Origin of the sequence: Gemmatimonas sp. (assembly GCF_044344655.1) — a bacterium.
In the GTDB taxonomy this organism is placed as follows: domain Bacteria; phylum Gemmatimonadota; class Gemmatimonadetes; order Gemmatimonadales; family Gemmatimonadaceae; genus Gemmatimonas.
Window position 1 is genome coordinate 1 of record NZ_JBIJCN010000006.1, and the last position, 25428, is coordinate 25428.

16 protein-coding genes and 1 pseudogene are annotated in these 25428 nt (G+C 66.9%); 10 read left to right on the top strand and 7 right to left on the bottom strand.

The features are described from left to right. Together ACIQ51_RS03425 and ACIQ51_RS03430 are read right to left on the bottom strand one after the other, a co-directional pair. A pseudogene (locus tag ACIQ51_RS03425) lies at positions 1-290 on the bottom strand (protease); the annotation flags it as partial. 51 nt (positions 291-341) lie between these two features. Continuing rightward, positions 342-1442 carry a M35 family metallo-endopeptidase gene (locus ACIQ51_RS03430; RefSeq protein WP_396203608.1) on the bottom strand — a complete coding sequence of 367 codons (1101 nt, stop codon included), beginning with the start codon at positions 1440-1442 and terminating at the stop codon, positions 342-344. 163 nt (positions 1443-1605) lie between these two features. Between ACIQ51_RS03430 and ACIQ51_RS03435 the strand changes: the two genes are divergently transcribed. The 3 genes from ACIQ51_RS03435 (at position 1606) to ACIQ51_RS03445 (ending at position 6884) form a co-directional block, all read left to right on the top strand. Beyond that, positions 1606-3327 (top strand): amidohydrolase family protein, encoded by a 1722-nt coding sequence (locus ACIQ51_RS03435; RefSeq protein WP_396203610.1) that lies wholly within the window; start codon positions 1606-1608, stop codon positions 3325-3327. After that, complete coding sequence (locus tag ACIQ51_RS03440) at positions 3324-4373, top strand: asparaginase (RefSeq protein WP_396203611.1); 1050 nt, start codon at positions 3324-3326, stop codon at positions 4371-4373. Before ACIQ51_RS03435 ends, ACIQ51_RS03440 begins: the two co-directional genes overlap by 4 nt. 273 nt (positions 4374-4646) lie before the next feature. Next, positions 4647-6884, top strand: coding sequence for a DUF5916 domain-containing protein (locus tag ACIQ51_RS03445; protein WP_396203612.1), 2238 nt, complete (start codon positions 4647-4649; stop codon positions 6882-6884). 83 nt (positions 6885-6967) lie between these two features. Here the strand turns inward: ACIQ51_RS03445 and ACIQ51_RS03450 are convergent, their stop codons facing one another. From ACIQ51_RS03450 to ACIQ51_RS03460, 3 genes are all read right to left on the bottom strand, one after another. After that, complete coding sequence (locus ACIQ51_RS03450; protein WP_396203613.1) at positions 6968-8434, bottom strand: CRTAC1 family protein; 1467 nt, start codon at positions 8432-8434, stop codon at positions 6968-6970. A 76-nt stretch (positions 8435-8510) separates the two neighbouring features. Continuing rightward, positions 8511-9920, bottom strand: a complete 1410-nt coding sequence (locus tag ACIQ51_RS03455) for an amidohydrolase family protein (RefSeq protein ID WP_396203614.1) — start codon at positions 9918-9920, stop codon at positions 8511-8513. A gap of 2 nt (positions 9921-9922) precedes the next feature. After that, complete coding sequence (locus ACIQ51_RS03460; protein ID WP_396203615.1) at positions 9923-12916, bottom strand: amidohydrolase family protein; 2994 nt, start codon at positions 12914-12916, stop codon at positions 9923-9925. Between the two features lie 244 nt (positions 12917-13160). On the opposite strand from ACIQ51_RS03460, the gene ggt reads away from it, so the two are divergent. Next, on the top strand, positions 13161-14885 hold the full coding sequence (gene ggt / locus ACIQ51_RS03465) for a gamma-glutamyltransferase (protein ID WP_396203616.1): 1725 nt from the start codon (positions 13161-13163) through the stop codon (positions 14883-14885). A gap of 57 nt (positions 14886-14942) precedes the next feature. Here ggt and ACIQ51_RS03470 read toward each other — a convergent pair whose 3' ends face one another. After that, positions 14943-16220, bottom strand: coding sequence for an amidohydrolase family protein (locus ACIQ51_RS03470; RefSeq protein WP_396203617.1), 1278 nt, complete (start codon positions 16218-16220; stop codon positions 14943-14945). A gap of 82 nt (positions 16221-16302) precedes the next feature. Then, positions 16303-17868: a RecQ family ATP-dependent DNA helicase gene (locus tag ACIQ51_RS03475; protein WP_396203618.1), complete on the bottom strand. Its 1566-nt coding sequence runs from the start codon at positions 17866-17868 to the stop codon at positions 16303-16305. A gap of 196 nt (positions 17869-18064) precedes the next feature. Here ACIQ51_RS03475 and ACIQ51_RS03480 point away from each other — a divergent pair, with 196 nt between their 5' ends. From ACIQ51_RS03480 to ACIQ51_RS03505, 6 genes are all read left to right on the top strand, one after another. Next, positions 18065-19495 (top strand): hypothetical protein, encoded by a 1431-nt coding sequence (locus ACIQ51_RS03480; RefSeq protein WP_396203619.1) that lies wholly within the window; start codon positions 18065-18067, stop codon positions 19493-19495. Between the two features lie 173 nt (positions 19496-19668). Continuing rightward, complete coding sequence (locus ACIQ51_RS03485; protein WP_396203620.1) at positions 19669-21636, top strand: LVIVD repeat-containing protein; 1968 nt, start codon at positions 19669-19671, stop codon at positions 21634-21636. Between the two features lie 150 nt (positions 21637-21786). Beyond that, complete coding sequence (locus ACIQ51_RS03490) at positions 21787-22503, top strand: alpha/beta hydrolase (RefSeq protein ID WP_396203621.1); 717 nt, start codon at positions 21787-21789, stop codon at positions 22501-22503. A gap of 54 nt (positions 22504-22557) precedes the next feature. Further along, complete coding sequence (locus ACIQ51_RS03495) at positions 22558-23613, top strand: proline iminopeptidase-family hydrolase (RefSeq protein ID WP_396203622.1); 1056 nt, start codon at positions 22558-22560, stop codon at positions 23611-23613. Continuing rightward, positions 23610-23933 (top strand): hypothetical protein, encoded by a 324-nt coding sequence (locus tag ACIQ51_RS03500; protein ID WP_396203623.1) that lies wholly within the window; start codon positions 23610-23612, stop codon positions 23931-23933. Before ACIQ51_RS03495 ends, ACIQ51_RS03500 begins: the two co-directional genes overlap by 4 nt. 99 nt (positions 23934-24032) lie before the next feature. Further along, positions 24033-25391 carry an NAD(P)/FAD-dependent oxidoreductase gene (locus ACIQ51_RS03505; protein ID WP_396203624.1) on the top strand — a complete coding sequence of 453 codons (1359 nt, stop codon included), beginning with the start codon at positions 24033-24035 and terminating at the stop codon, positions 25389-25391. The last annotated feature ends 37 nt before the right edge of the window (positions 25392-25428 follow it).

The window sequence follows — 25428 nt, forward strand, 5'->3', positions numbered from 1 at the left end:
TGTCCGGGGGCGAGCCGCAGGTACTCGTCACGTTCGGGATCACCGCGCTTCACCATGGCGCCGCCGTAGTCGAGCAGGCGTCCGTCACGCTCCACCCGCACGAAGGGCTGCAGCCAGGCCTCCTCGAATGGCGTGCCCCAGTTGAGGACCGCCAGCGGCGTGGTGCCGCGGTTTCGCAGCACCACGGTCAGCATCACGGGCTTCGCTCGCTCCACCTCGGCGGGCACGCGAATCGCACACGTGACCGCCGGGGGAGCAGGAACAGGCTGCGCCGCAGGCATGTCCGTCACGGACAGAAGCAGAGCGAGCAGCGACCGAAGCATGGCGACAGTGCCGCTGCCTCAGTTCTTCTTCGGCGTGTTCTCGGCGAAGTATTCGTGGTTATCGGCGTTGGTGATCGCCCCCGCGGGATTCGTGACGGCGAGGTTGGCGGCGGCAGTCTGCCCATAGACGAGATCGCCGGTGCCCGCCACTGCGGTGAAGTGGCTCATCTCGTGGATGAGCGTGCCGCCCTTGGAGTCGGTGCCGGCCAGCGGTGCGCTCCAGAAGGCCCTGCAGACATAGATCTTGTACGGCTGGTTGGCGTACACGTAGGCGAAGTAGGTCTTCTTGCAGCCGCAGTCGACCGTGATGGGCTTGGTCTCGAACGCGCTGGCGATCGCGGCGAAGTTGCTGCGCACCTTGGTGAGGTTGCTGCTGCTGAAAGCGCCAAACCATTGGGTGTAGCGTGGCGTACCCGAGGTGGTGCTGGCCAGATACCCGTTCGACTCCGCTGCATACGCAGACGCCTGATTGAGCGCCGCCAGCACCTGCTGGGCCTGCGTGGTCGTGCACTTGGAGTACGATACCTGACTCGTGAGTGACGCCAACGATCGATCTGCAATGCCGCCCGTGGCCAGCGTGGTACGGCCATACAGACGGACTTCGTGACGTGCCGAGCGCAGGGTGGCCTGCGCCGCCGCACGACGCTGTTCGAACACGACGCTGTAGCTGCCGTCACGCGTGAGATCGTACGCCCGCGAGAGTTCGATATCGTAGTTCATGGTGGCACCGGGTTCGATGCGCACCATCGCGACCGCAGTTTCGGGGCCGCGCTTGATGTGCGGTCCTTCGTACCGCACACGCGCACCGTCTCGCATTACCACGAACTGCGACGTTTCCATGTCTTCCGACGGCAGTTCGTTCTCGGCGATCTCGATCGGGGCACTGGTGATGTTGGTGACCGACACACGCGCCACCACCGGGCCGTTGCCGCGCAGTTCGCTGGCCAGCGTGACCTGTACATCGAGCCCGGTCCGGGACGGTGCCGCGGCCGCCGGCGCGCTGCCGTCGCCAGACTCCGTCAGGGACGTCTGATCTGTGCTGCAGCCGAGTGAGAACAGCACGAGAGCGGCAGCAGCGGACAAGGCCTTGCGACGGGTAGCGTGTACGAGGTGCTCCATACGGGGAGAAAGTCTGGCGCGGGACAAATACCCGCCCAATGACGCAATTCTACCGTTTCGTCCTACGTCCGCAACGTTACAGCACCGGCTCGGGGACGAATGCTGGTGCCGAAGCGATCGGGGTGGCATACTCGGCGGGCCTCACCTCACGGAGTCATTGCCCATGTCGCGCCTGAGTCCCATCGCCGTTCGCCGCATGGTCGGCGCCTTGCTCCTCGCCATCATCGCAGGTGCCCCGGCGCACGCCGAGGGTCAGGAGGCGCCTCGCTTCGATGTTCTCATTCGCGGCGGCCGCGTGTTCGACGGCACCGGCAACCCAGCGTTCCCAGCCGACGTGGGAATCCGCGACGGCCGCATCGTGGCGGTGGGGCGCTTCGCGAATGCGCGCGCCACTCGTGTAATCGACGCGAAGGGGAAGCACGTGGCGCCGGGGTTCATCGATATTCACTCCCACGCCGACGATGGCGCCAGCATACAGGGGGGATTCCGCGACAAGGATCCGCGCTATCGGGCAGCGCCAAATCTGGTTACGCAGGGCGTGACCACGGTGGTGGTGAATCACGATGGCCGGTCACCATGGCCGGTGGCGGAGCAGCGCGCCTTCATCGAACAGAACGGGATCGGCCCCAATACGCTGCTGATGGTGGGGCACGGTACCGTGCGGGCGCGCGTGATGGGGAACGACTTCCGGCGTCCGGCGCGCCCCGACGAGATCGCAAGGATGCAGCAGCTCGTACGCCAGGCGATGCGCGAAGGAGCGATCGGACTGTCGGCGGGGTTGGAATATGTGCCCGGCCGATGGAGCACCACCGACGAGGTGGTGGCGCTGACGAAGGAGATCGTGCCGTTCGACGGCGTGTACATCTCCCACCAGCGCGCCGAGGGGGGCGATCCGATGTGGTTCTGGCCGAGTCAGGACGCTGCGGGGGCTCCCACGCTGATGGATGCTGTGCAGGAAACGATCGAAATCGGCGAACGCACGGGGGCGCGCGTGGTCGCATCGCACATCAAGGCCAAGGGAGAACACTGGCGCGGCACGAGTCAGGCGATCATCCAACTGATCGAGCGGGCCCGCGCACGCGGTGTGGATGTGTGGGCTGATCAGTACACCTACAATACGAGCGGGACCGACGGCAACACGGTGCTCATCCCCGAGTGGGCCACCTCGCCGCCCACCGATGCTCGTGCGCCACGCGGCACGCGCGCCGATTACACCGCCGCACTGCGCGCCACGCTGGCCGACAGTGCACGCGCCGCCATGCTGCGCCGAGATATCGCGCACGAGATCCGCCGGCGCGGCGGCCCGGAGAGTGTGATGGTGTTCGAGTATCCCGACACCGCGGCGATCGGCCGCACCGTGGGGCAGCTCGCCGCCAAGCGCGGTGTGACACCCGTGGAGATGGCGATCATGCTGCAGCTCGAAGGCAATCCCAACCGGCGTGGCGGCGGCCGCATGCGTGGGTTTTCAATGGACGAATCGGACATGGAGAAGTACGCGGCGCAACCGTGGGTGGCCACGGCGAGTGATGCCGGGATCGCGCTTCCTGAAGAGGGCCCCAATGTTCACGCACGCTTCTACGGCACGTTCCCGCGCAAGATCCGGCATTACGCGATGGATCGCGGTGTGCTCTCGGTGGAAAGTGCGATCCGCAGCATGACCAGTCTCCCGGCACAAATCGTGGGCCTCAAGGACCGTGGGCAGATCCGCGAAGGGATGGCCGCGGATGTGGTGGTGCTCGACCTCGCCCGGCTGCGCGACAAGGCCACGTTCTTCCAGCCACATCAGTACGCCGAGGGGGTCGAGCTCGTGCTCGTAAACGGTGTGCCCGTGGCCGAAGGTGGTGCTCCCACGTGGAAGCTCGCCGGCAAGGTGCTCACGCGATGACCGTCCGTTCGTGGCTTCCTGGCCGGCTCATCGCCACACTGTGCGCTCTTGCTCTGCCGATCGCCAGCGCGACTGCGCAGCCCCAGCCAGCTGGACGCGTGCTGGTGCTCACCACCGGGGGCACGATCGCGAGCCGGGCATCGGGGCCGATGACCGATGGGCCTGCACTGGTGCGGGCGATTCCCGAGCTTGCGCGCGTGGCGTCGGTGGAGGTGGAGGAGATCTCGCGCATCGCCTCCTCCCAGATGACGCCGCGCGACTGGTTGCGCATGGCACGGCAGGTGAACGCGCGATTCGCCGCCGATCAGGCGCTTCGCGGCATCGTGGTGACGCACGGCACCGATACGATGGAAGAGACCGCGTACTTCCTCACGCTCACGGTGCGCGACGCGCGACCGGTCGTGATGGTGGGCTCCATGCGCGGCAGTGATGAGGTATCGGCCGATGGGCCGGCCAACCTGTTGAACGGCGTACGCGTGGCGATGTCCGCCGAAGCGAAGGGGCAGGGAGTGCTGGTGGTCCTCAACGAAGACATCGGTGACGCACGTGACGTTTGGAAGACCGACAACCGTCGCGCGAGCACCTTCCGTTCCCCTGAGCGTGGTTTCCTCGGAGCCGCCGATCCCGACAGCATCGTGTTCTTCCGTCGTGCCCTGCGCGCGCACACCACCGCGTCGGAATTCGATGTGCGCACCGTGGATGCGCTGCCGGCCGTCGAGATCATCAGTGACTATGCCGGCTTCGACAGCACGATCATGCAGGCCGCCGTGGCGCGGCGCCCGGGCGGCATCGTTTTGGCGAGTTTCGCCGGCGGACGCCTGAGTGCCGGGGCACGGGCTTCGGTGCGTCTGGCGGCGGCGGCGGGGATTCCCGTGGTGGTGGCGTCGCGTGTGCCTGGCGGGCGCATCGTGGGCACCCCACTGGGTGACCTGCCGGCCGTGCTTGCGCGCGACCTCCCGCCCCACAAGGCTCGCGTGCTGCTCATGCTGGCCCTCACCAAGGGGCGCGAGCGTGCCATGCTGCAGTCGGTGTTTGACCGGTATTGATACCGGCCCAACGCCGCTGGCGGCGCGCCTGCGGCCAATGCCGGTGATGCGCGTCGTCTCGCGGTCCAGAACAGTCTGCCCGTCTGCTGCGTAGAGGAACTAGTCGTTTCCCTCACTCCTGTTGCCTTGCCGCTCTCCTCGCTGCTTGCCTCCTTCCTGCTCGCCCTGAGTGGAGCGTCCAACGGAGCGCTCCGCCCGTCGGATCCGTCGCCGGTCTATAACGGGCGGCGCGGCGCCACTGCCGTGGCGTGACCGCGCGGGGAGCGCGTACCGGTGGTGGACGGCGTGCTCGATGAGCCGGAGTGGCGTAATGCGGCGCTGCTGACTGGCTTCTCGCAGTTCTTCCCGAATGACGATGTGGCCGCACAAGACAGCACCGAGGTACTCGTGTGGTACAGCAGCACGGCGTTGCACGTGGGGCTTCGAGCGCACGCCGCGCCCGGTACGGTGCGGGCCACCCTCGCCGACCGCGACCGCATCACGCAGGACGACAACGTGCAGCTGTTCCTGGGCACCTACAACGACAGTCGTCAGGCGCTCGTGTTTGCCGTCAATCCGTTCGGGATACAAAGCGACGGGGTGCTCACGGAAACGGGAGCTGCAACCGGTGGCGGCGTTTTTGGCAGCACGACGACGCGGGCACGCGAAGCAACCGATCTCGCCCCGGATTACGTGTGGCGCTCCAAGGGGCGGCTGACGCCGTACGGCTACGAAGTCGAGATCGTGATTCCCTTCAAGAGTCTCCGCTACCGCAACGCCGACGTGCACACCTGGCAGCTCAACGTGGTGCGTACGGTACAGGTGAGCGGACACGAGCAGACGTGGACGCCGGCCAAACGTGCCAGCGCAAGCTTCCTCGCGCAGTCGGGCACGCTCGCTGGGCTTCGAGACCTCCAGCGCGGGGTCACCGTGGACCTCATTCCCACCATTACGTCGAGTACGTTCGGCAGCGCTGGTGCTGCCTCCCGTTGGAGCTACAACGCGGAACGCCCGGAGATCGGTGGGAGTGCCCGGTGGGGAATCACCAGTAATCTCACCCTCTCAGGAACGGCCAACCCCGACTTTTCACAGGTTGAGGCCGACGCTACCCAGTTCTCGCCGGACCCACGCATCGCCGTCTTCTTCGCCGAACGTCGGCCGTTCTTTCTCGAAAGTCAGGAGCAGTTCACCGTTCCCAACCGCCTCATCTACACCCGGCGTATTTCCCAGCCGGTCTTTGCCACCAAGCTCACCGGCAAGCAGCGCGGTTTCGACATCGGCGTCCTGGCGGCTGCTGACCGCCGCGAAACATCGGCGAATGGGCAGGACATGCCGCTCTTCGGCATCGTCCGGCTCCAGCGTGACCTTGGCAAGCAGAGTCGCGTGGGGATGGTGTACACCGATCGTAGCGAGGGCGGGAGCTGGAACCGGGTGATCGGCGTGGACGGCCGACTCGTACGCGGCGTCTACAGTGTGCAGGCACAGGCAGCACGGAGTTTCACGCGCACTGCCGCGGGTACCACAGCGGCCCCCTTGTGGGATCTCTCGGGGGTGCGTAACGGTCGCGCCTTTTACGCACGCTATGTGCTCAATGGCATCTCTCGCAATTTCGACGCGCAGAGTGGCTTCATCGCCCGTCCCGGCATCGCCAATCTTTCGGCCACCCATCGGTGGAACTTCTTCGGAGCGAACGGTGCGCTCGTGGAGGTGTTCAGTCCCGAGGTATATATGCTGGGGCGCTTTCAGTATGCCGACTTCGTGAATCGTCGGCCGGCGCAGGATGCGCAGTTGCATCTGCGCACCAATACCCGATTGCGCGGGGGCTGGCAGATCGGGGCGCAGTGGCTGCGCGAGGAGTTCGGCTTCGATCGTGATCTGTACACCAATTACCGGCTGCTCCAGCCGGGAGCCGGCGGCCGCGTAGACACCGTGGCGTATACCGGTACGCCGCGTCTTCCCAACTTCGACTGGGTTACGTCGGTCGGCACACCCGAGTTCAAGCGCTTCAGCGCGCAGACGGTGTACGTGTGGGGGCAGGACGAGAACTTCCCGGAGTGGAGCTCGGCGGATGTCGCGATCCTGAATCAATCGCTCACCCTACGGCCCACCGAGCAGCTGCGCGTGTCTGGTACCTGGGCATACGAAACGTTCCGCCGCAAGACCGACGGATCACTCGTCCTCTCCCGCAATACTCCGCGGCTACGCGCCGAGTATCAGGTGAACCGGCAGATCTTCGTACGGGTGATCGGTGAACACTCGGTCGTGAAGCAGGACTCCCTGCGAGACGACAGCCGCACCGAATTGCCCGTGTACCTCAGGCAGGCGGATGGTACCCTTCGGCGCGCCGCTGCCTTCCGGCGCACCCGGGCCCGGCTCGATGTGCTCTTCTCCTATCTGCCGTCGCCCGGCACGGTGGTGTATGTGGGCTACGGCGATCAGCTGCGTGCCGACGAACCAGGCGGATCGCGCACATTGCGCCGTTCCGCCGACGTGTTTTTCGCGAAGGTGAGCTACCTCTTTCGGTTGCAATGATCGGCGCTTTACGGTCTTTGCGCTCGGTTGAGGCTTCCCCGGCGCCACGACCATCGCCATCCACGCAAGCCTCCATCATGAGATCAGCGTGAGGTCCGTACCACGACGATGCTTCGCGCATCGGGTCGTATGCCCGGCCTGCGGGTGACTTCGCGTCTGCTGCCGGATGGCCATGTGATCTCCAGATCGATGCGTCCCGCGCGTGGCAGCGCGATGAGCACGGGCGCCTCCGACTGTGAGTCGTAGCCGGAGCCGGCGTCGACGAGTGCCATGCCGAGCAGGGTACGGGTGCCTGCCGCATAGGCACGTACCTCGGCCCCAGCGCGCGTGGCGCGGCCACGCGCATCGAGCACGCGCACCTTCACGGCGCGACGGCTCACCGAGTCGGGGAGCGTGCTGGCGAACAGCGCGTGCGGTCCCTGACCCGTGAGCGCGAGGTCGGCGGAGCCGTTGCCATCGAAGTCGTGCCAGAGTGCTCCGTGATCCGCTGGTATGGCGGCAACAGCGGCTGGGATCATGTTGGCCATGTGGCCCGCGGTATCCTGCCGATACAGGTAGTCCGGCCAGTTCCTTCCCTGCGTGACGGTGCCGTTGAGGTAGAGATCGAGGCGGCCGTCGTGATCGATATCGGCCGTGGCGCAGCTGTCGTAGCGCCCGTCGACAGCCAAGCCCCATGCGGCGGCCGCATCGCGCCAGCCGTTCCCCTCGCGCAGGAAGAGACCAGGAGGGCCATAGTTCGCCGTGATGAGATCGAGTGCTCCGTCGCCATTCATGTCGGCGACGCAGGGGCGCACCGTGCCGTTGGCCGGATCGCGTGGCGCGCGCCCACCCCATGCGACTCCCCACGCATCGGCGACATCTACGAAGCGCCCGCCGTCGTTGCGGAACATACCGTTTGCATCGCCGTCCATGTTGCCCACGATCACGTCGAGATCGCCGTCGGCGTCGAGGTCGGCCCAGACCACGCCCACGCTGCGGCGCGTATCGGCGAGCCCCACCTGCGGGGCAATATCCACGAGGCGTGCGCCGTCGTTGCGATAGAGCGCGTTGGGGCGGTCGCGGAAGGCCACGAACAGGTCCAGATCACCATCACCGTCGTAGTCTACCCACACCGGCTGCCGGACCGCACCGCTGTCCACGGCAAGCCCGGCGAGTGATGTGGCGTCGGTGAATCGACCACCCTCGTTGCGATAGAGACGCAGCACCGGTCCACCGCCCGGTGCAAAGCCCACGAGGAGGTCAGGATCACCGTCACTGTCCCAGTCACCGAATGCGGCGGCGCGCGTGGCCCGTGCGTCTGCGACACCGAGCGTACTGGCCGCGTCGGTGAAAACGCCGTCGGTGTTTCGATAGAAGCGATTGGGGGTGCCGTTGAAGCCCACGAAGAGATCGAGGTCGCCGTCGTTGTCCACGTCGGCGGCAGCGTTCACCAGTGAGTTTGGGGCGGCGAAGAGCTCAACCTGTAATGGGCGGAAGGAGACGGTCCCTTCCTGCGTGGGGAGCAGCCCCACCGCGGCAACCAGCAGCAGGGCGTGACGTGTGATCGGCATGAAGGTCAGCGACGGGTTGGACGGAAAAGGGGCACCGGAATCCGGTGCCCCCACCCACAAGCTACGATGGCAAGCGTCAGCTCGCGATCTTCTTCTTCTGCTGGTTGATCTTCTCCAGGTACTTCTTGAAGAACTGCTTCTGGATGTCGTTCATGTCGATCTCGCGCCCCTGGATGTACGACTGCACGATGTTCGACGTCATATCGAGGGGCGTGCCGGTCGTGATCAGCAGGGTGGCCTCCTTGCCCACTTCGAGTGAGCCGACCTTGTCGGCCACGCCCATGAACTCCGCGGCGTTGATGGTGACGGCCTTGAGCGCTTCTTCCTCCGGCAGACCAAAGGCCACTGCCACGCCGGCGTCCCACGGCAGGCGATAGCTGTAGAGCGCATTGCCCTCGCCGGCGATCGCGAACTTCACGCCGGCCTTGTACAGCGCCGCCGGGGTGCTGTAGGCCTCATCGTAGCCGTCGTCGCTGCGCGGCGGAGCACTCATCGTCGCCGTCAGGATGACCGGTACGTTTTCCGCCTTGAGGCGCGCCGCCACCTGCATGGCATCGCGTCCACCACGGATGACGATCTTCACCGCTTCCTGCTTGGCCCACGTGATGGCGTCGCTGATCTGTGCGGCACCCTCGGCGGCCACCACGACGGGGATCTCGCCGTTGAGGGCGGGGATCATCGCGGCGTAGCGGGAGTCGGTACGCACCGACTGTCCAGACTTGATCGCGTCCCGATAGGCCCGCGCCTCGCCGAAGAAGTTGCGGATCTCCTCCACCTGTTCGGCATACGTCTTGGGGGCCGGCTGCGGACGACCACCGAAGCCCGGCGGCGGGCCGCCGCCGAAGCGACGCGGACGTGCGTTGGGGTCGGGCCAGTTCACGTTGAGAGCCGCAGCACCCTTCATGGACATCTCTTCCCACGTCCACCCTTCGAGCGAGATCGCCGAGGACAACCCCGAGATCACGCCACCGCCGGGGGTGGAGAAGGCCACGAGTACGCCCGCCGAGCGCGTCGTGCCGATATGCCGGCTCTCCGCATTGACGGCCACTTCGGCGCGCACGTTGGGGTTGAAGTCGCCGAGTTCGTTGACGTCGTTCGACACGTCGACGGCGCCGATCTCGGAGATGCCCACCGTGCTGTAGGCATCGATCAACCCCGGGTAGATGTGCTTGCCCGTGTAGTCCACGACCTTGGCCCCGCGCGGCACCGAAATCTCGGGACCACCGATGGCGGTGATCTTGCCGCGATCCATCACGATCGTCCCGTTGGTGATGGTCCCCTTGGTCACGGTGTGGATCGTGGCGCCGCGCAGGACCACCGGCTGCGACTGCGCTGCCGTGGGAATGACGACCTGCGCGTGGGCAACCGACGGCAGCAGCATACCAGTGCCGCCAAGCGCGGCGGCCAGCACCGCGAGGCGCGCGGCCCGCTGCAGAAGCGTGGAGTTCATGGTCCGCGTGTTGGGGTGAGTGCGAAGAACGAGCATGCTCAGTTGCCTCCCTGGCCGCGGCCACGCGCCGGGGCACCGGCCGCAGGCGCATCGGCGGGCGCCGCCGCGAGGATCGCCTGAATCAGCTGTGCACGCTGACGCGCGACCTCCTCACGCAGCGTCTTGTCTTCGTCGAGCGAGAAGTAGCGACGGCCGTCCACCCACGTCTGCTCGGCCTTGGTGAACTGCGAGAGCGGGTTGCCGTTCCAGATCACGAAGTCGGCATCCTTGCCCGCTTCGAGCGAGCCAATGCGGCTGTCGATTGCCACGGCCTTCGCCGCGTTGAGCGTGACCGTGCTGAGCGCATCGATCTCGTTCACGCCGGAGCGGAGCAGCTTGCCCGCTTCCCAGTTCATGCGCGTGGAGATTTCGTTGTCGTCGGAGTGCAGCGACGTGACCACACCGGCTTCGAGCAGCAGGCGTGCGTTGAACGACGTGGCGTCATACGCTTCCATCTTGAAGGCGCCCCAATCGCTCCAGACGACCGCGGCCACGCCCGACTTCTTGAGTTCGTCCGCGATCTTGTACGCTTCCACGCCATGTTGCAGCGTCTGGATGCGGAAGCCGAACTCCTCCGCGAGACGCACGAGGGCGAGGAATTCGTCGGCGCGATAGCCGTGCGACGACACGAGCAGCTTCTGATTCAGGATGTCGAGCAGCGCTTCCATGCGCAGGTCACGCCGCGGCGGGAGGCCCGTCTTGGTCTTTTCCCAGGCCTTCCACTCCTTCTCGTAGTCACGCGCGGCGAGGAAGTGGTCGCGGATGATTTCCTGCACGCCCATGCGCGTGTTGGGATAGCGCGTGGGGCTGCGCTTGGGGTTCTCACCCAGCGCGAACTTCACCGTACGCGGCGCGTTGGTGATCTTGTACTCGTCGGGGAGTGAGCCCCAGCGTGTCTTCACGAACACGTTCTCGCCACCGATGGGGTTGGCGGAGCCGTGCTTGATCATCGTGGTGGTGAGGCCGCCAGCGAGCTGTCGGTAGAACCAGATGTTGTTGTGCGTGATCACGTCACCCATCTGCACTTCGGGGACGATTGCGAAGCCACTCTCGTTGATCGAGCTCACGCCACCGTGCGTGTGCGGATCGATGAGCCCCGGGGTGAGGTGCTTGCCGGTCGCATCGATTTCCACGGCGCCCTTTGGCGCGGCGAGCTTCTGGCCCACCTTCACGATCTTGCCGGCTTGTACGAGGAGATCGGCGTTCTCGAGCTTTCCCTGCGCGCCCTGCGTCCACACGGTGGCGTTGCGCACCACCAGCGCCGCTGGCTGCTCGGGTTGCGAGGTGCGGCCGAACTCCATCGACGGACGGATGAACGGCAGGTCGATCTTCGGCACCTTCACTGCCACCGCACCGCGGGCCGGGCCCTGGAACGGTTCGGTGCGTGTGCCCTTGTACGTGGCATCGGTCCCCGTGGGGAGCGACATCCAGCCGTAGAACTCGTTGTCCCGCACGGCGCCGGAGAGGAGGACGGCCCCCTCGAGGCCGAGCTGCTCGCCGTTGAAGGTGGCTTCGAGGCGCCCGGTTTCGGCGATGACGCGCACGCCGGTGAGGTTCACGGGGCGACGGCTCGGCATTTCGATCGTGCCGCGGATGCGGTTGAGCGGTCCCTCGAGACGCAACGTCGCGCTCTTGAAGGTGCCCTGGTCTTCCGACGTGATGGTCCACGTGCCGCGCGGGTCCACCTGCGGCGGACGGGTCACGCCGAAGCGCGTACCCTGTACCCACACGTCGCGGATGGCGCCTTCTTCAGTGAAGAGATCCCCTTCGCTCACCACGAGGTTGGCCGCCTTGCCCACGGCAATGGTGCCATGGGTGCGCTCGATGCCGAGCCACTGCGCCGGCACCGTGGTCAGCGCGGCGAGCGCCTTGTCGGGGGCGAGACCGCGCGCGACCGCCACGCGGAGGTTGGGGAAGAACTGGTTCAGCGACGACAGGCCGTCGGCGGTGAGGGCGAACGGGATGTTGTTGGCTGCCAGCTGCGCTGGGTTGGTGGGCGCGAGATACCAGTGACGCAGGTCGGCGAGCGACGCGTTGCTGGCCGCTTCCGGGTTGGCCACGTTGGGCGCGTCGGGGAAGGCGAGCGGCACAATGAGCGGCTGGGTGCGCCCCTTCAGCACGTCCACCAGACGATACTCCTGACCGCTGCCGCGGAACCACGGCGTGAGCTTGTACTCCGACGCGATCTTGTACGCGCGGAGGTACTCCTCTTCGCTGTCCGTCTGGAAGACCACGGGCTGCTGGCCCTTGACCGCCTTGCCGAGCGCGGCGAGTGCCTCGCTGGTTTCGGGGGGGAGGATCGAACGGCCACTCGTTTCGTAGGCGCCCCACGCGCGGATGTACCACTCCGCGTCGAGCAGCGTCTGCTTCATGAGCGCGGTCGTCCCCATGGTGGAGTTGGGGTACATGCCGCCGAGGGCGAAGGAACGCTGGAAGCCCACGCTCTGTGCGAGGTCGGGGCGGAGCACGCGCTCACGGACGCCGGCGTCGGAGAGGTTCACCACCGACGCGGTACCGCGGAAGAGGCCCTGACGCGGCACGGCGAGCGCCGCGCCGAAGCCGAGGGAGCGGAGCGCGATGCGTCGGGTGGAGTCGTCCTTGAGATTGGCGGTGGTGCTGAACCACGCGCGCACCTGCGGATTCCAGTGGGTGGGGCCCACATCGCCGCCCTGCTGCGGCGCGTCACCCCCCAGGTCGGCGTGCGCGTCGATGAAGCCCGGGTACACGGTGAGTCCCTTGAGGTCCCACACGCGCGCGCCAGCGGGAGCGGCCGCGCCGGCACCCACGGCCGTCACGACGCCGTTGCGGATGACGATGGTGGCATTGTCGAGCACCTGGCCGGGGGCGGTGACCACACGGGCACCCACGAGGGCATGGAAGCCCGTGGAATTGCCGCGCAGTCCGGCGACGGGTTCGGTGCGGGAAGCTTGCTGGGCCTGGAGGGTGCCGGCCGCGAGCGCGGCCAGGCCCAGCAGGGAGCGGACAAATTTCACGGAGAACTCCCGGGACAGGCCAATCGGGGCCCGTCGGTAGCGATGGGTGGCGATGGGCGTCGGAAGGGCCCGACGATCGCGAGGGGGGGCGACCGGTCAGGATGTAGTCTGCGGCCGGACGCCCACCGATGCAAACGTCCGGCGCGGGGGGAACGTTCGATCGGGATGAGCCGAAACCGCCCGAGGCCCCCGCGGCGCCCACCGCCAGCGCAAGAGTCAGGCCGCCAACGCTACATTCCGCAGCATGCCCCACATGAACCCCAGCCTCGCCACCTCCCGCAGCACTGGCGGTGTTCCGCGCCGTCTGGCGCGCGCCGTCGTTGTGGCACTGAGCATCGCGGCCTCGGTGCCAATCCTCCTGCCGGCCCAACGCCCGAGTAGCATGGCGGGCCGCTCCACGGTGTACGCGCCGGGTGGCATGGTGGCAACCAGTCAGCCACTCGCCTCGGCCGCAGGGCTCGAAGTACTGCGCACCGGGGGGAATGCGGTGGATGCCGCCGTGGCCGCCGCCGCCGTACTCGGTGTGACGGAGCCGCACATGACCGGCATCGGCGGCGACATGTTCGCCATCGTGTGGTTGGCGAAGCCGCAGAAGCTTGTGGCGATCAACGGCAGCGGTCGGGCCGGTTCGCGAATGCTGCGCGACACGCTCGTGGCGCGCGGCTTCCGCGCCGGGTCGCAGCAGGGTGCCATGTCGGTCACGGTGCCGGGTGCACTGGCCGCCTGGGACATGCTCCTGCGCACGCACGGACGTCGCACCCTTCGGCAGGCGCTGCAGCCGGCCATCCGCTACGCCCGCGATGGATTCCCCGTCTCGCCCATCATTGCGGCGCAGTGGCACGACGAAACGGCGTTCCTCACGCGTGACTCGGCGGCCGCGGCCACGTACCTGCCGGGTGGGCGCGCGCCGCGCGCCGGGGAGTGGTTTACCAACAAAGATCTCGCGCGCACGATGCAGGTGATCGCCGACAGCGGGATCGGCACCTTCTATGGTGGCTCGCTCGGACGGCGTATCGTGCAGCGGCTCACGCAGCTCGGCGGTTTCGTCACACTCGACGACCTGCGCCGCAATCAGCCCACGTGGGTCACGCCCATCTCGGTACCGTTCCGCGGCTATCGGGTGTGGGAACTCCCGCCGAACAACCAAGGCATTGCCGCGCTCGAAATGCTCCGCCTTCTCGAGCCGTATGACCTCAAGGCCATGGGGCACAACTCACCGGCCTATCTGCACCATCTGATCGAAGCCAAGAAACTCGCCTATGCCGATCTCGATCGCTTCGTGGGTGATGCCGATCATCTCGACGTATCGGTCGAGTATCTGCTCAGCGACGCGTTCATCGCCGAGCGCCGCCGGCATCTCGATCCGTTGCGAGCGAGCGAGCGCGTGGACCCGGGACCGTCGCGCACGAAGAGCGAGACTGTGTATCTCACCGTCGCCGATGCTGAAGGCAATATGGTGTCGTTCATCAACTCGATTTACGACTATTTCGGCTCGGGCGTCGTGGTGCCCGGCACGGGCTTCGCGCTGCACAATCGTGGTGCCGGCTTCACGCTCGATCAGGGGTTGCCGAACACCGTGGCCCCGGGCAAGCGCCCCTTCCATACGCTCATCCCAGGCTTCGTTACGCGCATGACGAATGGTCGCGACGAGGCGTACATGAGTTTCGGATTGATGGGCGGTGGCGTGCAGGCGCAGGGGCACGTGCAATTCCTGCTCAATCACCTCGTATTCGGCCTGGACGTCCAGGCGGCAATCGATGCGCCGCGCTTCCGCCATTACAACGGGCAGCGTGTGGCGCTCGAGCCGCCCATCAGCGATGGTGTGCGCAACGCGCTCGCTGCCATGGGGCACGTGCTGATCGAGCAGCCCACCATCGCATTTGGCGGCGCGCAGGCAATCGTCCGTCTGCCGAGGGGGTACGGGGCGGGCAGTGATCCCCGCAAGGACGGACTGGCGGTGGGCTACTGAGTCGTCGGCTCGCCGGACGCGCTGCCGCGGGGCATGTGCCCGAGCGGCGGAGGCGGGTCAGTTGGCCAGTCGATTGCCTGCGATCCACACCGAGTGCTGTCGGCGGAGATTGGCGATTCGGTCGAGCGGCGAGGCGTTCAAGACGAGGAGGTCCGCCGCCCGGCCGGGTTGCAGGGTCCCTACTAGGCCGTCGATGCGCAGGCAGCGGGCAGCAACACCGGTGGCGGAGCGGATCGCTTCCATGGGCGTAAAGCCGGCGTCGACCATCATCTCGATCTCCATGAGTTCGAAGTAGCCCTGAAAGCGCCCCAGCGGCCCGGTGTCGGTCCCCATGGCCACGGGCACCCCGGCGCGATGCAGCGTCATCATGTTGGCGATGGCGACCGGCAGCTGCGCCTTGTACCGCTGGGCGCTGCTGCTCGTACGGACTCCCTGCATGCGGCGTGGCTCCTCCACGGTGGCCATCCACTCACGGTTGGCATGGGCGAGGAAGAACGAGTCGCGGAAGAACGCGGGGGTGGTGTCGTAGACGAACGTCGATACTTCGCGCATCAGTGTCGGCGAATAGCACACCTTCGACGCTTTGAGTTGCTGAACGAAGGCCTCGTCCACTGCGCGGTCGCGTACGCTGTGCGCCAGGTAGTCGGCGCCGGCGGTGAGCAGTGCCCTGGCGTCGTCGAGATAGTACAGGTGTGCCGCCACGCGCAGGCCGCGAGCGTGCGCGGCCGCAATCACCGAGCGATATACCTCAGGGCGCATCTTGGGCGTGGTGCCGAGGTTGTCGTCCACGCGGATCTTCACGATGTCCACGCGCCGCGCCGCCACTGCAAGGACGTTGGCCCGTGCAACGGTGGAGTCTGCCGGCGCCAGCACCGGGCCGGCCACGTACACCCGCGCGTGTGCCGGGGGCGTGTGGCGCTGGGCCTCGCGTGCCGCGAATACCTCGTCGCTCTCGTCGCCCAGCGAGTAGACGGTCGTCACGCCATAGGCGGCATAGGTGCGCAGGTTGGCCACGCTCGATGCGTGCCCATGGGCGTTGATGAGCCCCGGGACCACGAACTTTCCATTGAGCGGCACCCGTTCTGCGTCGGCCGGAATGCGCACGTCAGCGGCGCGGCCCACCTCCACGATGCGGCCGTTGCGCACGACCATCACCGCGTTGGGCACCGGTGCGGCGCCCGTGCCGTCGATGAGGGTGAACCCGGTGAACGCACGCGTGGGGCGCGCGCTCTGGCCACTGGCCGCGGTTGGCGCAAGAACGGCGAGTACGGTGAGTACGGCGGCAGCCGCCGCGAAGGGACGAACGATCAGCCGGTGCAGGGTAGGGGAGCGCATGCCACAAGTTGGTACCGTTCCGGCGGCACGGGAAGATCGTCAGTCGCGGCCCGGCGCGTTTCGTGGCCACGGAGCCAGCGTGTCAGGTGGTGTAGTTGGTGATGATCTCGAGGAAGTAGTCGCCGTACTTTTCGAGCTTCGCCTGTCCCACGCCCGGCACCTGCAGCAGCCGCGCCTGCGTGGTGGGCTTGCGGGCCACCATTTCGAGGAGCACGCGATCGCCGAACACGATGTACGCGGGTACGCCCGCCTCGTCGGCCAGTTCGCGCCGGAGCCCGCGCAACGCATCGAACAGCTCGCGGTCCTCGCCGTCGAGTTCACTCGCGTCCAGCGACGACCGCGGGCCACCCTTCGCGGCCGGCGCGCTGCGCCGCCATCCGGTCTGCGCCGCCCGCTGGAGCTCGAGCGCCTCGGTCAGTCGCGCTTCCACCGATTGCCCGGTACAGGCCTCGCACGACTCGCCGCACGCGTCGATGGCTTCGTCGAAGTGGTGGACGAGGGCCTGGTGACGGCACCCGGCACGTTCGATGAGGTTGAACAGCGCCTTCGTGGCGGCGCGCGTGCGCTCGCGGACCGCCTCGTCGTCGACCCGATCGAGGAAGCGCTCGTGCGCGATCACGTCGGCCCACGAGTAGAAGCAGATGCAGTCGCTTGGCAGGCCATCACGTCCGGCGCGACCGATCTCCTGATACCACGACTCGATGTCCTTGGGCATGTCGCGGTGGATCACGAAGCGCACGTTCGACTTGTCGATGCCCATGCCGAAAGCGACCGTGGCCACCACCACATCGACGTCGTCGCGCTGAAACGCATCCTGGTTGTGCGCCCGCTCCTCCGGGGGCAACCCGGCGTGATACGGGAGCGCGCGCACCCCCTGTGCCACGAGATATTCGCACGTCTGCTCCACGCTCCTGCGGCTCTGGCAGTACACGATGCCGCTCTGTCCCTCGTGCATGCGTACCAGCGTGAGGATCTCGCCGCGGGTGTTGCCGCCCTGGCCCTTCTTGCGTGTGCCAATCCGCAGGTTGGGTCGGAAGAAGGACCCCTTGAAGCCGGCGGGCTTCTTCATGCCAAGCTGGCGCAGGATGTCGCGCGCGCCGTCGCGCGTCGCCGTGGCCGTGAGCGCGAGGACCGGCACGTCGAGTTGCTGCTTGAGCCCCTGCAGCCGACGGTAGCTGGGGCGGAAGTCGTGTCCCCATTGGCTGATGCAGTGCGCCTCGTCCACCACCAGCAGGGAGACCGGGCACCCCTGAATGAAGTCGCCCAAATAGCCGTCGAGCGCCTCCGGGGCGAGATACACCAATTCGTACGCCCCCATGCGGAACGCCTCGAGGCGCGCGCGCCGCTCGTCCGGATCGAGGGTGGAGTTGATGGCGGTGACCTTGTACCCAAGCCCCGCCACGGCGTCCACTTGATCCTTCATCAGCGAGATCAGGGGGGAAATCACCAGTACCGTCCCGCCAAGGATGCGCGCCGGGATCTGGTAGGTCAGCGACTTGCCGGCCCCGGTGGGCATGAGCGCGATGCAATCGCGACCGGCCAGTACGGCGTCGATGACTTCGCGCTGCCCCGGTCGGAAATCGGTGTAGCCGAAGACATCGCGCAGGACGTCATCGGGGAGCGGCGTGGCAGAAGCAGTGGCGGTCACGGAAAGCCGGAGTGCAACGGGTACGGGGACCCTCGCATTCTAATCGGGCGCGGCGGATTTCCGGCGGTCGGCAACGGAATCGCCCGGTCTGGCGTTCGTGGCAGGTACCGGGCGCGGCCCGGTGCCGTCCCGTCCCAGGGGCGCGTGCGCTCTCGCGTACGCCCGGGGCGGAACGCCAACCGTGTGACTGGTTCCCATGACTCCTGTCGACCGACTTCGTTTGCGTGCGTGTGTGATCGCCTTCGTCTCCGTATTGCCCCTGCTGGCCCTCTCCCGGCTCCACGCGCAGGGCGGCCCGCCCGCAGGCGTGGGCGGGCGTCCCGGTGGGCCACCGGCGGGCATGCGTCCCGCCGCGATGGCTCCCGATTCCGCCACCCTGCAGGCCCAGGCCATCCGGGTGTTTCTCGATTGTCAGGGCCGGGTGCGCGGCTGCGACCGCGACTTCATTGTCACGGACGTGAACTTCGTGAACTGGATGCGCGACCGCTTCGATGCCGACGTGCAGATCCTCGTGTCGGGGCTGACGAACGGCGGCGGTGGCTCGGAGAACACCATCACCTTCATCGGCCGCCGCAAGTTTGAGGGGATGGCCGATACGCTGGTGCTCAACACGCTCCCCAACGATCCCGATGATCGCATCCGTCGCGAACTGGCGCGCGTCTTCAAGTTGGGGCTCACGCGCTACGTCGCCCGCTCGCCGATCGCCTCGCGGTTGCAACTGGCCTACGTTGCGCCGTTCGGTCAGCAGCAGCAGGTCTCGGCGGCCAACTTGAAGGACAAATGGAACCTCTGGACCTACACCACCAACTTCAACGCCTTCATCCGCGCCGAGGAACAGCAGCAGTCGATCAACGGGTCCCTGGCGCTGTCGGCGAATCGTGCAACCGAGAAGTGGAAGCTCAACTTCTCCGTCAGCGGCAATGTGAACGAGCAGCGCTTTGAGATCCCCGCCGCCGCCTCGCGTCCGGCCTTCACCGTGACCAATGAGCAGCGCACCTACAATGCGAACTCCCTGGTGGTGCGGTCCCTGTCGTCACATTGGTCCGCCGGGATGAAGCTGGGGGTGGGGTACTCCGACTTCCTCAATCAGGACGTGGCGCTGCGCGCGCAGCCGGCGATCGAGTACAACGTGTTCAAGTGGAGCGAGCAGACGCGCCGTCAACTCACGTTCCTCTACAACGTGGGGCCAAACCACTACAACTACCAGCGCACGACGGTCTACAATCGTGATTCGGAGACCCGGATCAGCCAGCAGGCGACCGCATCGTTCGTGGCGCGGCAGTCGTGGGGCTCGAGCAACGTCTCACTCGACTGGCTCAACTATCTGCATGACTTCAACCGTCATGCCCTCACGCTGAGCGGCAACGTGGACCTGCGACTTGGCCGCGGTTTCTCGCTCAACATCGGCGGCTCGGCAGCGCGCATCAACGACCAGATCTATCTGCCGCGCGCCGGCAACACCGAGGAGGAAATCCTGCTGCAGCGGCAGGCGCTGCAGACGGGCTTTCGCATCACGACCAACATCGGCATCCGCTACACGTTCGGCTCGATCTACAACACGATCGTGAACCAGCGCTTCAGCAGCCTGGGGTCGAGCGGCGGCCGCTTCTCGTTCTTCTTCTTCTGATCGGATTCCGGTCCGCGCCTGGGGCGGAGCGCTCGCGAAACGAACGGGCTGCATGGCTCGTAGGGCGTGTCGCCCCCGTGCCCAAACGTTCCGTACGCGGTATTCTTTTGGGTATCGATGCCAGCCCGCGATCTCTCGGTGGCTGGCCCGTCTCCGCCCCTACAGCGAGATCCATGCACGTACATGCCCGGCGCAGCCAGCCCCTGCGCGCAGCCCTCGTTCTGGCCGTCTCCACCCTCGCGGCCTGTGCGCCGGCGAGAACGCCGCAGACGGCCCCGTCGCCAACGACGGACCCGCGCAACAGTCTCAAGGCCGGTCTCTTCGACGCCGGCGAACACACCAGCAACCTGCGCGTGCTGGCCAAGGTGGCGTCGCCCAAGGGCTTCCTCGGCGAGACCAACTCCGACCTCGCCTTCACGGGCAATTACGTCATTCAGGGCAACTACAACGGCCCCGTGGTCTGGGACATCAGTAACCCGTCGCAGCCACAGCTCGTGGTGGCCTATGAGTGCCCCGCCTCCCAGAACGACGTGTCGGTGTTCGGCAAGCTGATGTTCATGTCGGCCGAGGCCAACAACGGCCGTGTGGACTGCAAGCCGGGCGGTGTTCGCCAGGCGGTGAGCAAGGAGCGCATGCGTGGCGTGCGCATCTTCGACATCAGCAACATCAAGGAGCCGAAGCTCCTTGCCAATGTGCAGACGTGCCGCGGGTCGCACACCCACACGGTCCTCGAGGATCCGCAGGACAAGGACAACGTGTACATCTACGTGTCCGGATCGTCCGAGATCCGCCCTGAGGGCGAACTGTCCGAGTGCCGCGCCAAGGCGCCGGCCGACGAGCCCAACTCGTCACGGTTGCGCATCGAGATCATCAAGGTGCCGCTCGCCGATCCATCGCAGGCGGCCATCGTGAACCGTGCCAATATCTTCGCCGGCCTCGCGGCGCCCACGGGGCACGGCCAGTCGCCGGCCGACAAGCTCGAGATGGACAAGGCGCGCGCCGCCGGTGCCTTCACTGCGGTGATTCCGGTGGTCAACGAAGAGATCGTGGTGCCGCCGCCGTTTGTGCAGCCGGTGATCGACAGCATCATGAAGGCCCGCGGGGGCACCTCGCCCAACGCGGCCGATAGTGCCGCGGCCCGTCCGGTGGTCGATGCCCGCCTGAAGCGCATGTTCGCCGCGCAGGGGATGGCAGAAAATACGACGGGCCGGATCAGCGAGAGCTCGCAGTGCCACGACATCACCGTGTACCCGGCGCTCGGCCTTGCCGGTGGCGCGTGTGAAGGGCACGGGCTGCTCCTCGACATCAGCAACCCGGTCAACCCGGTGCGTCTCGACGCCGTGGCCGACTCGAACTTCGCCTACTGGCACTCGGCGACCTTCAACAACGACGGATCGAAGATCCTCTTCAGCGATGAATGGGGCGGCGGCGGCGCTCCCAAGTGCCGTCCGCTCGACAAGCCGGAGTGGGGGGCCAATGCCATCTTCGAGATCGTAAACCGGAAGATGGTCTTCAAGAGCTACTACAAAATCCCCACGTACCAGACGTCGAACGAGAACTGCGTGGCGCACAACGGCTCGCTGATTCCGGTGCCGGGGCGCGACATCATGGTGCAGTCGTGGTATCAGGGTGGCATTTCGGTGTTCGACTGGACCGATGCCTCGACGCCCAAGGAAATTGCGAGCTTCGATCGTGGACCGGTCGACGGCACGCGCATGGAAATGGGCGGCTCCTGGTCGGTGTACTGGTACAATGGGCATATCGTCAGCTCGGAGATCGCCCGCGGCATGGACGTGGCCGAGCTCGTGCCAAGCGAGTTCCTCACGCAGAACGAGATTGATGCGGCGAAGACGGTGACGTGGGCGCAGCTCAACGCGCAGGGGCAGCCGAAGATCACGTGGCCACCCAGCTTCGCGCTGGCCAAGGCCTATACGGACCAGCTGGAGCGTAAGGGATGTGCAGCGCCGGCGGTGAGTGCGTTGCGTGCCCAGATCGCGGCGGCCGAGAAGGCGGCCGGCTCAGCCCGAAACGCGGCGCTCACGTCGGCGGTGTCGGCGGCTGAAGGGGCCCGTGGCTGCGATGCCGCGAAGACCGATCTCGTGAAGAAGGCGCTGCAGGCGCTGCAGGCGCCTGCCATGTAGTCCGCGGCTGATCCGATCGCGCCAGTCGTCTGGCGCGGTCGGGTCGGTCTCGAGGACGCGGGCGTAATCCACGAGCGTCCGCGCCACGTTGGCGAACAGGACGGCGATTTATGACTAGTCGGTCCTGCAGGCATGGCCGTAAGCTGGGACATGGATAGCCTCTCCTCCGACCAGCGTATCGGCAGCAGTATCCGATTCGTCACCCGCGAGACCGTGAAGACCGGTCGGTACGCTCTGCTTGGGGCAGAACTGCCGAAGGCGCGGCGCCTGTGGTTCGTTTTGCACGGCTACGGGCAGCTTGCCTCGCGCTTCCTGCGGCACTTCGACGGATGCGTGCCCCCCGATACCTGCATTGTGGCGCCCGAGGGTCTCTCGCGTTTTTACCGCGACATGCCGAGCGGCGACGGGAGCCATCTGCAGCACGTGGGCGCCACCTGGATGACCCGTGAGGGGCGGGACGACGACATCGCCGACACACTGCGCTGGCTTTACGGCGTGTACGACGAGGTGCTGGGGATGACTACCGGCCGGCCGCAGGTGGGCGTGCTCGCGTTCTCACAGGGCGTGGCCACGGCAACCCGCTGGATTTCCTCGTCGTTCGTGCATCCGCGCGCCTTCGTCGCGTGGGCCGGCAGTGTCGCCACGGATGTGGACGACGCGTCGATGCAGGACGCGCTGCAGCATACCGATGTGGTGCTGGTGACAGGAGACCATGACCAGTTCATCAATGAGGCGTCGCGTGAGGCGATGCTGGAGCGTTTTCGGGGATGGCAGCCGCGGGCGCGTGGCGTGCAGTACGCGGGCGGTCACCGCCTCGACACCGATACGCTTCGTGGATTGCTGCATGGGCTGGGCATGACCGAGTGATCCCGGTGACGGCCCCCTCGTGACCGAGGGGGAGGCGGACCGGTAGATTGTGGCATGCGCATCTTTCCGATTCTCCCTGCTGGTGTGCCCGCGATCGGCTCGTGTGGTACGCGTCTCGTCGTGGCTGGCGGCGTGCTGCTGCTGGCCGCCTGTTCCCCGAGTGACCGGGCCAGTGACCACCTGGCGCCCGACACGGCAGCGGGGGCGACCGCCGATACGATGCCCTCGCAGGAGGGGATGATCGACGTCCCCGGGGGCAAGGTGTGGTATCGCAAGATCGGCAATGGTCCCGGCGTACCGCTGCTGGCCCTTCACGGCGGCCCCGGTGGGGTGTCGTGCCGGTTCGAGGTGCTCGCGCCGCTTGCCGCCGATCGTCCCGTGATCTTCTACGACCAATTGGGGAGCGGACGTTCGGAGCATCCGAGCGACACCGCGCTCTGGCGTGTGCCCCGTTTCGTGCAGGAGGTCGATGCGGTCCGACGTGCCCTCAAGCTCGACCGCATCCATCTGCTCGGGCATTCGTGGGGCGGCGCGCTCGCCGCGGAGTACATGATCGCGGCCAGGCCCACGGGCGTGGAGAGCGTGATTTTCAGCAGCCCGCTCATCTCCACGCCCCGCTGGATCGCCGATGCGGACAGTTTGCGTGCGCAGCTCCCGGATTCGGTGCAGCGCGTGCTGGACGAACACGAGCGCGCCGGCACGATCGACTCGGAGGCGTATCGCGTGGCGACGGACACCTTCTACGGCCGCCATGTGCGGCGGTTGCCGGTGGCCAACGAACCCCGCTGTGACGGCGTCGCCTCGAACGACACGATCTATCGGCAGATGTGGGGGCCGACGGAGTTCCGCAGCACCGGGTCGCTGCGCACGTGGAGCCGTGCCGCAGACATGGACGAGATCCGGCAGCCCAGCCTGTTCATCGCCGGCGAGTTCGACGAGGCGCGTCCCACCACGCTCGAGGAGTTCCGTCGCACCATGCGCGACGCGGAACTCGTGGTGGTGCCGGGGGCGGCGCACGCGGCGATGCGCGAAAAGCCGGCCGAGTACATCGCGGCGGTGCGGGCGTTCCTCGCGCGCGTCGAAGCAAAGCCCGAGGCGCGCACGCCGTGACGGCGCCGCTCAATCTGGCGCGCCTCACGCTGCCGATTCTGTTGGCGGAGTGGGCGCGCATCGTGGATCGTCTGGAGCATCAGCCCCACGACCCCGCGCATGTGTTCACCGATGACGTCCTGGTGCGCCATGAGATCTCGGCGCGATTGCGGGCGAAGCCATCCCCGCAGGAAACCCGGGAAATGCTGCACGAGTTCGACGGGCATTTCCGGGCACTGACGGAGGAGCGGGGCGCGTGTGTGTTCGGGGAAGCGGCGGCGGTGGCGTCGGGGTGGACCCCGTCACGGGAGTGGTATTTCTGGCGAGCGCCCCGTCGCTGATGCCTTCTGGATGTATCACAAATCTGCTCCTTCTGGTGACTTGTGAAACTTTTCACAAGGTCCGGGCGTACGGCTCTCTGACCCCGACAGGAGAGTTGGATGCCGCATCAGATCACTGCGCAGGCCTCGCTCACGCACACCGGTAGCTTCGCGACCGATCCCCGCCCGCACGTGGTCATTGTGGGTGGTGGCTTCGGCGGGCTCTCCGCGGCCCGTGCGCTTGCCAAGGCGCCGGTGCGCATCACGCTGCTCGATCGCACCAACCACCACCTCTTCCAGCCGTTGCTGTATCAGGTGGCCACGGCGGTGCTCAACCCGTCGGATATCAGCGTGCCGATCCGCTGGCTGCTCCGCCGGCAGCAGAACGCGACGGTCGTGATGGCCGATGTGGATCGCATCGATCTCGAACGCCGTGCCGTGTCGCTCGATGGGGGTACGGTGCATCTGTCGTTCGACTATCTCGTGATCGCCACCGGCGCGCGTCACGCGTATTTCGGACATCCGGAGTGGGAGCAGCATGCGCCGGGGCTCAAGAGCATCGAGGATGCGCTCGAGATGCGCCGTCGCTTCCTCCTGTCGTTCGAGGCGGCGGAGCGCGTGAGTGCTGCTGGAGAGCGCGCGGCGCTGCTGACCTTCGTGATCGTGGGGGGCGGACCGACCGGCGTCGAGCTCGCCGGGATGATTCCCGAGGTCACCCGTCAGGCGCTGCGGGGCGAGTTTCGGCGCATCGACCCAAGCAAGGCGCGCGTGCTGCTGCTCGAGGGCGGGCCGCGCATTCTGCCCTCGTTCCCCGAGGCGCTGTCCGAGCAGGCCCGCCACGACCTCGAGGCACTGGGCGTGGAGGTGCGTACCAACTGCGTGGTGACCCACGTCGACGCGGATGGCGTGATGGCCAATGGGGAACGGATCGACGCGCACACGGTCTTCTGGGGGGCGGGGAACCAGGCGTCGCCGCTCACGCGCCAGCTGGGCGTGCCACTCGATCGCGCGGGGCGCGTGCAGGTGGGCGACGACCTGAGCGTGCCGGGCCATCCCCACGTGTTCTGCGTGGGCGACGTGGCGAGTACCACCATGCCGGATGGTCGGCCGGTGCCTGCGGTGGCCCCTGCGGCGAATCAGATGGGCGCGGTGGCCGCGAAGAACATCGCGCGTGCTCTCGAGGGGCGCCCGCGCGTACCGTTTCGCTATCTCAACAAGGGTGACCTCGCTACGATCGGACGGCACAAGGCCGTGGCGGTCATCGCCGGCGCGCAGCTGCGGGGCACCTTTGCCTGGCTCACCTGGCTCTTCGTGCACATCCTGTACCTCGTGGGCGTGCGCAATCGCCTGAGCGTGGTGGTGCAGTGGGGCTACCAGTACCTCACGTTCCAGCGCGGTGTGCGGCTCATCACGGGCACCACGGTGCACCGGTTGCTCAAGGCCAGTCGCGCGGCGCACGAGAAGCGCAAGGCCGCCTGACCCGCGTCGCCCTCCCGGGCGGTCGGCCAGGCGACGG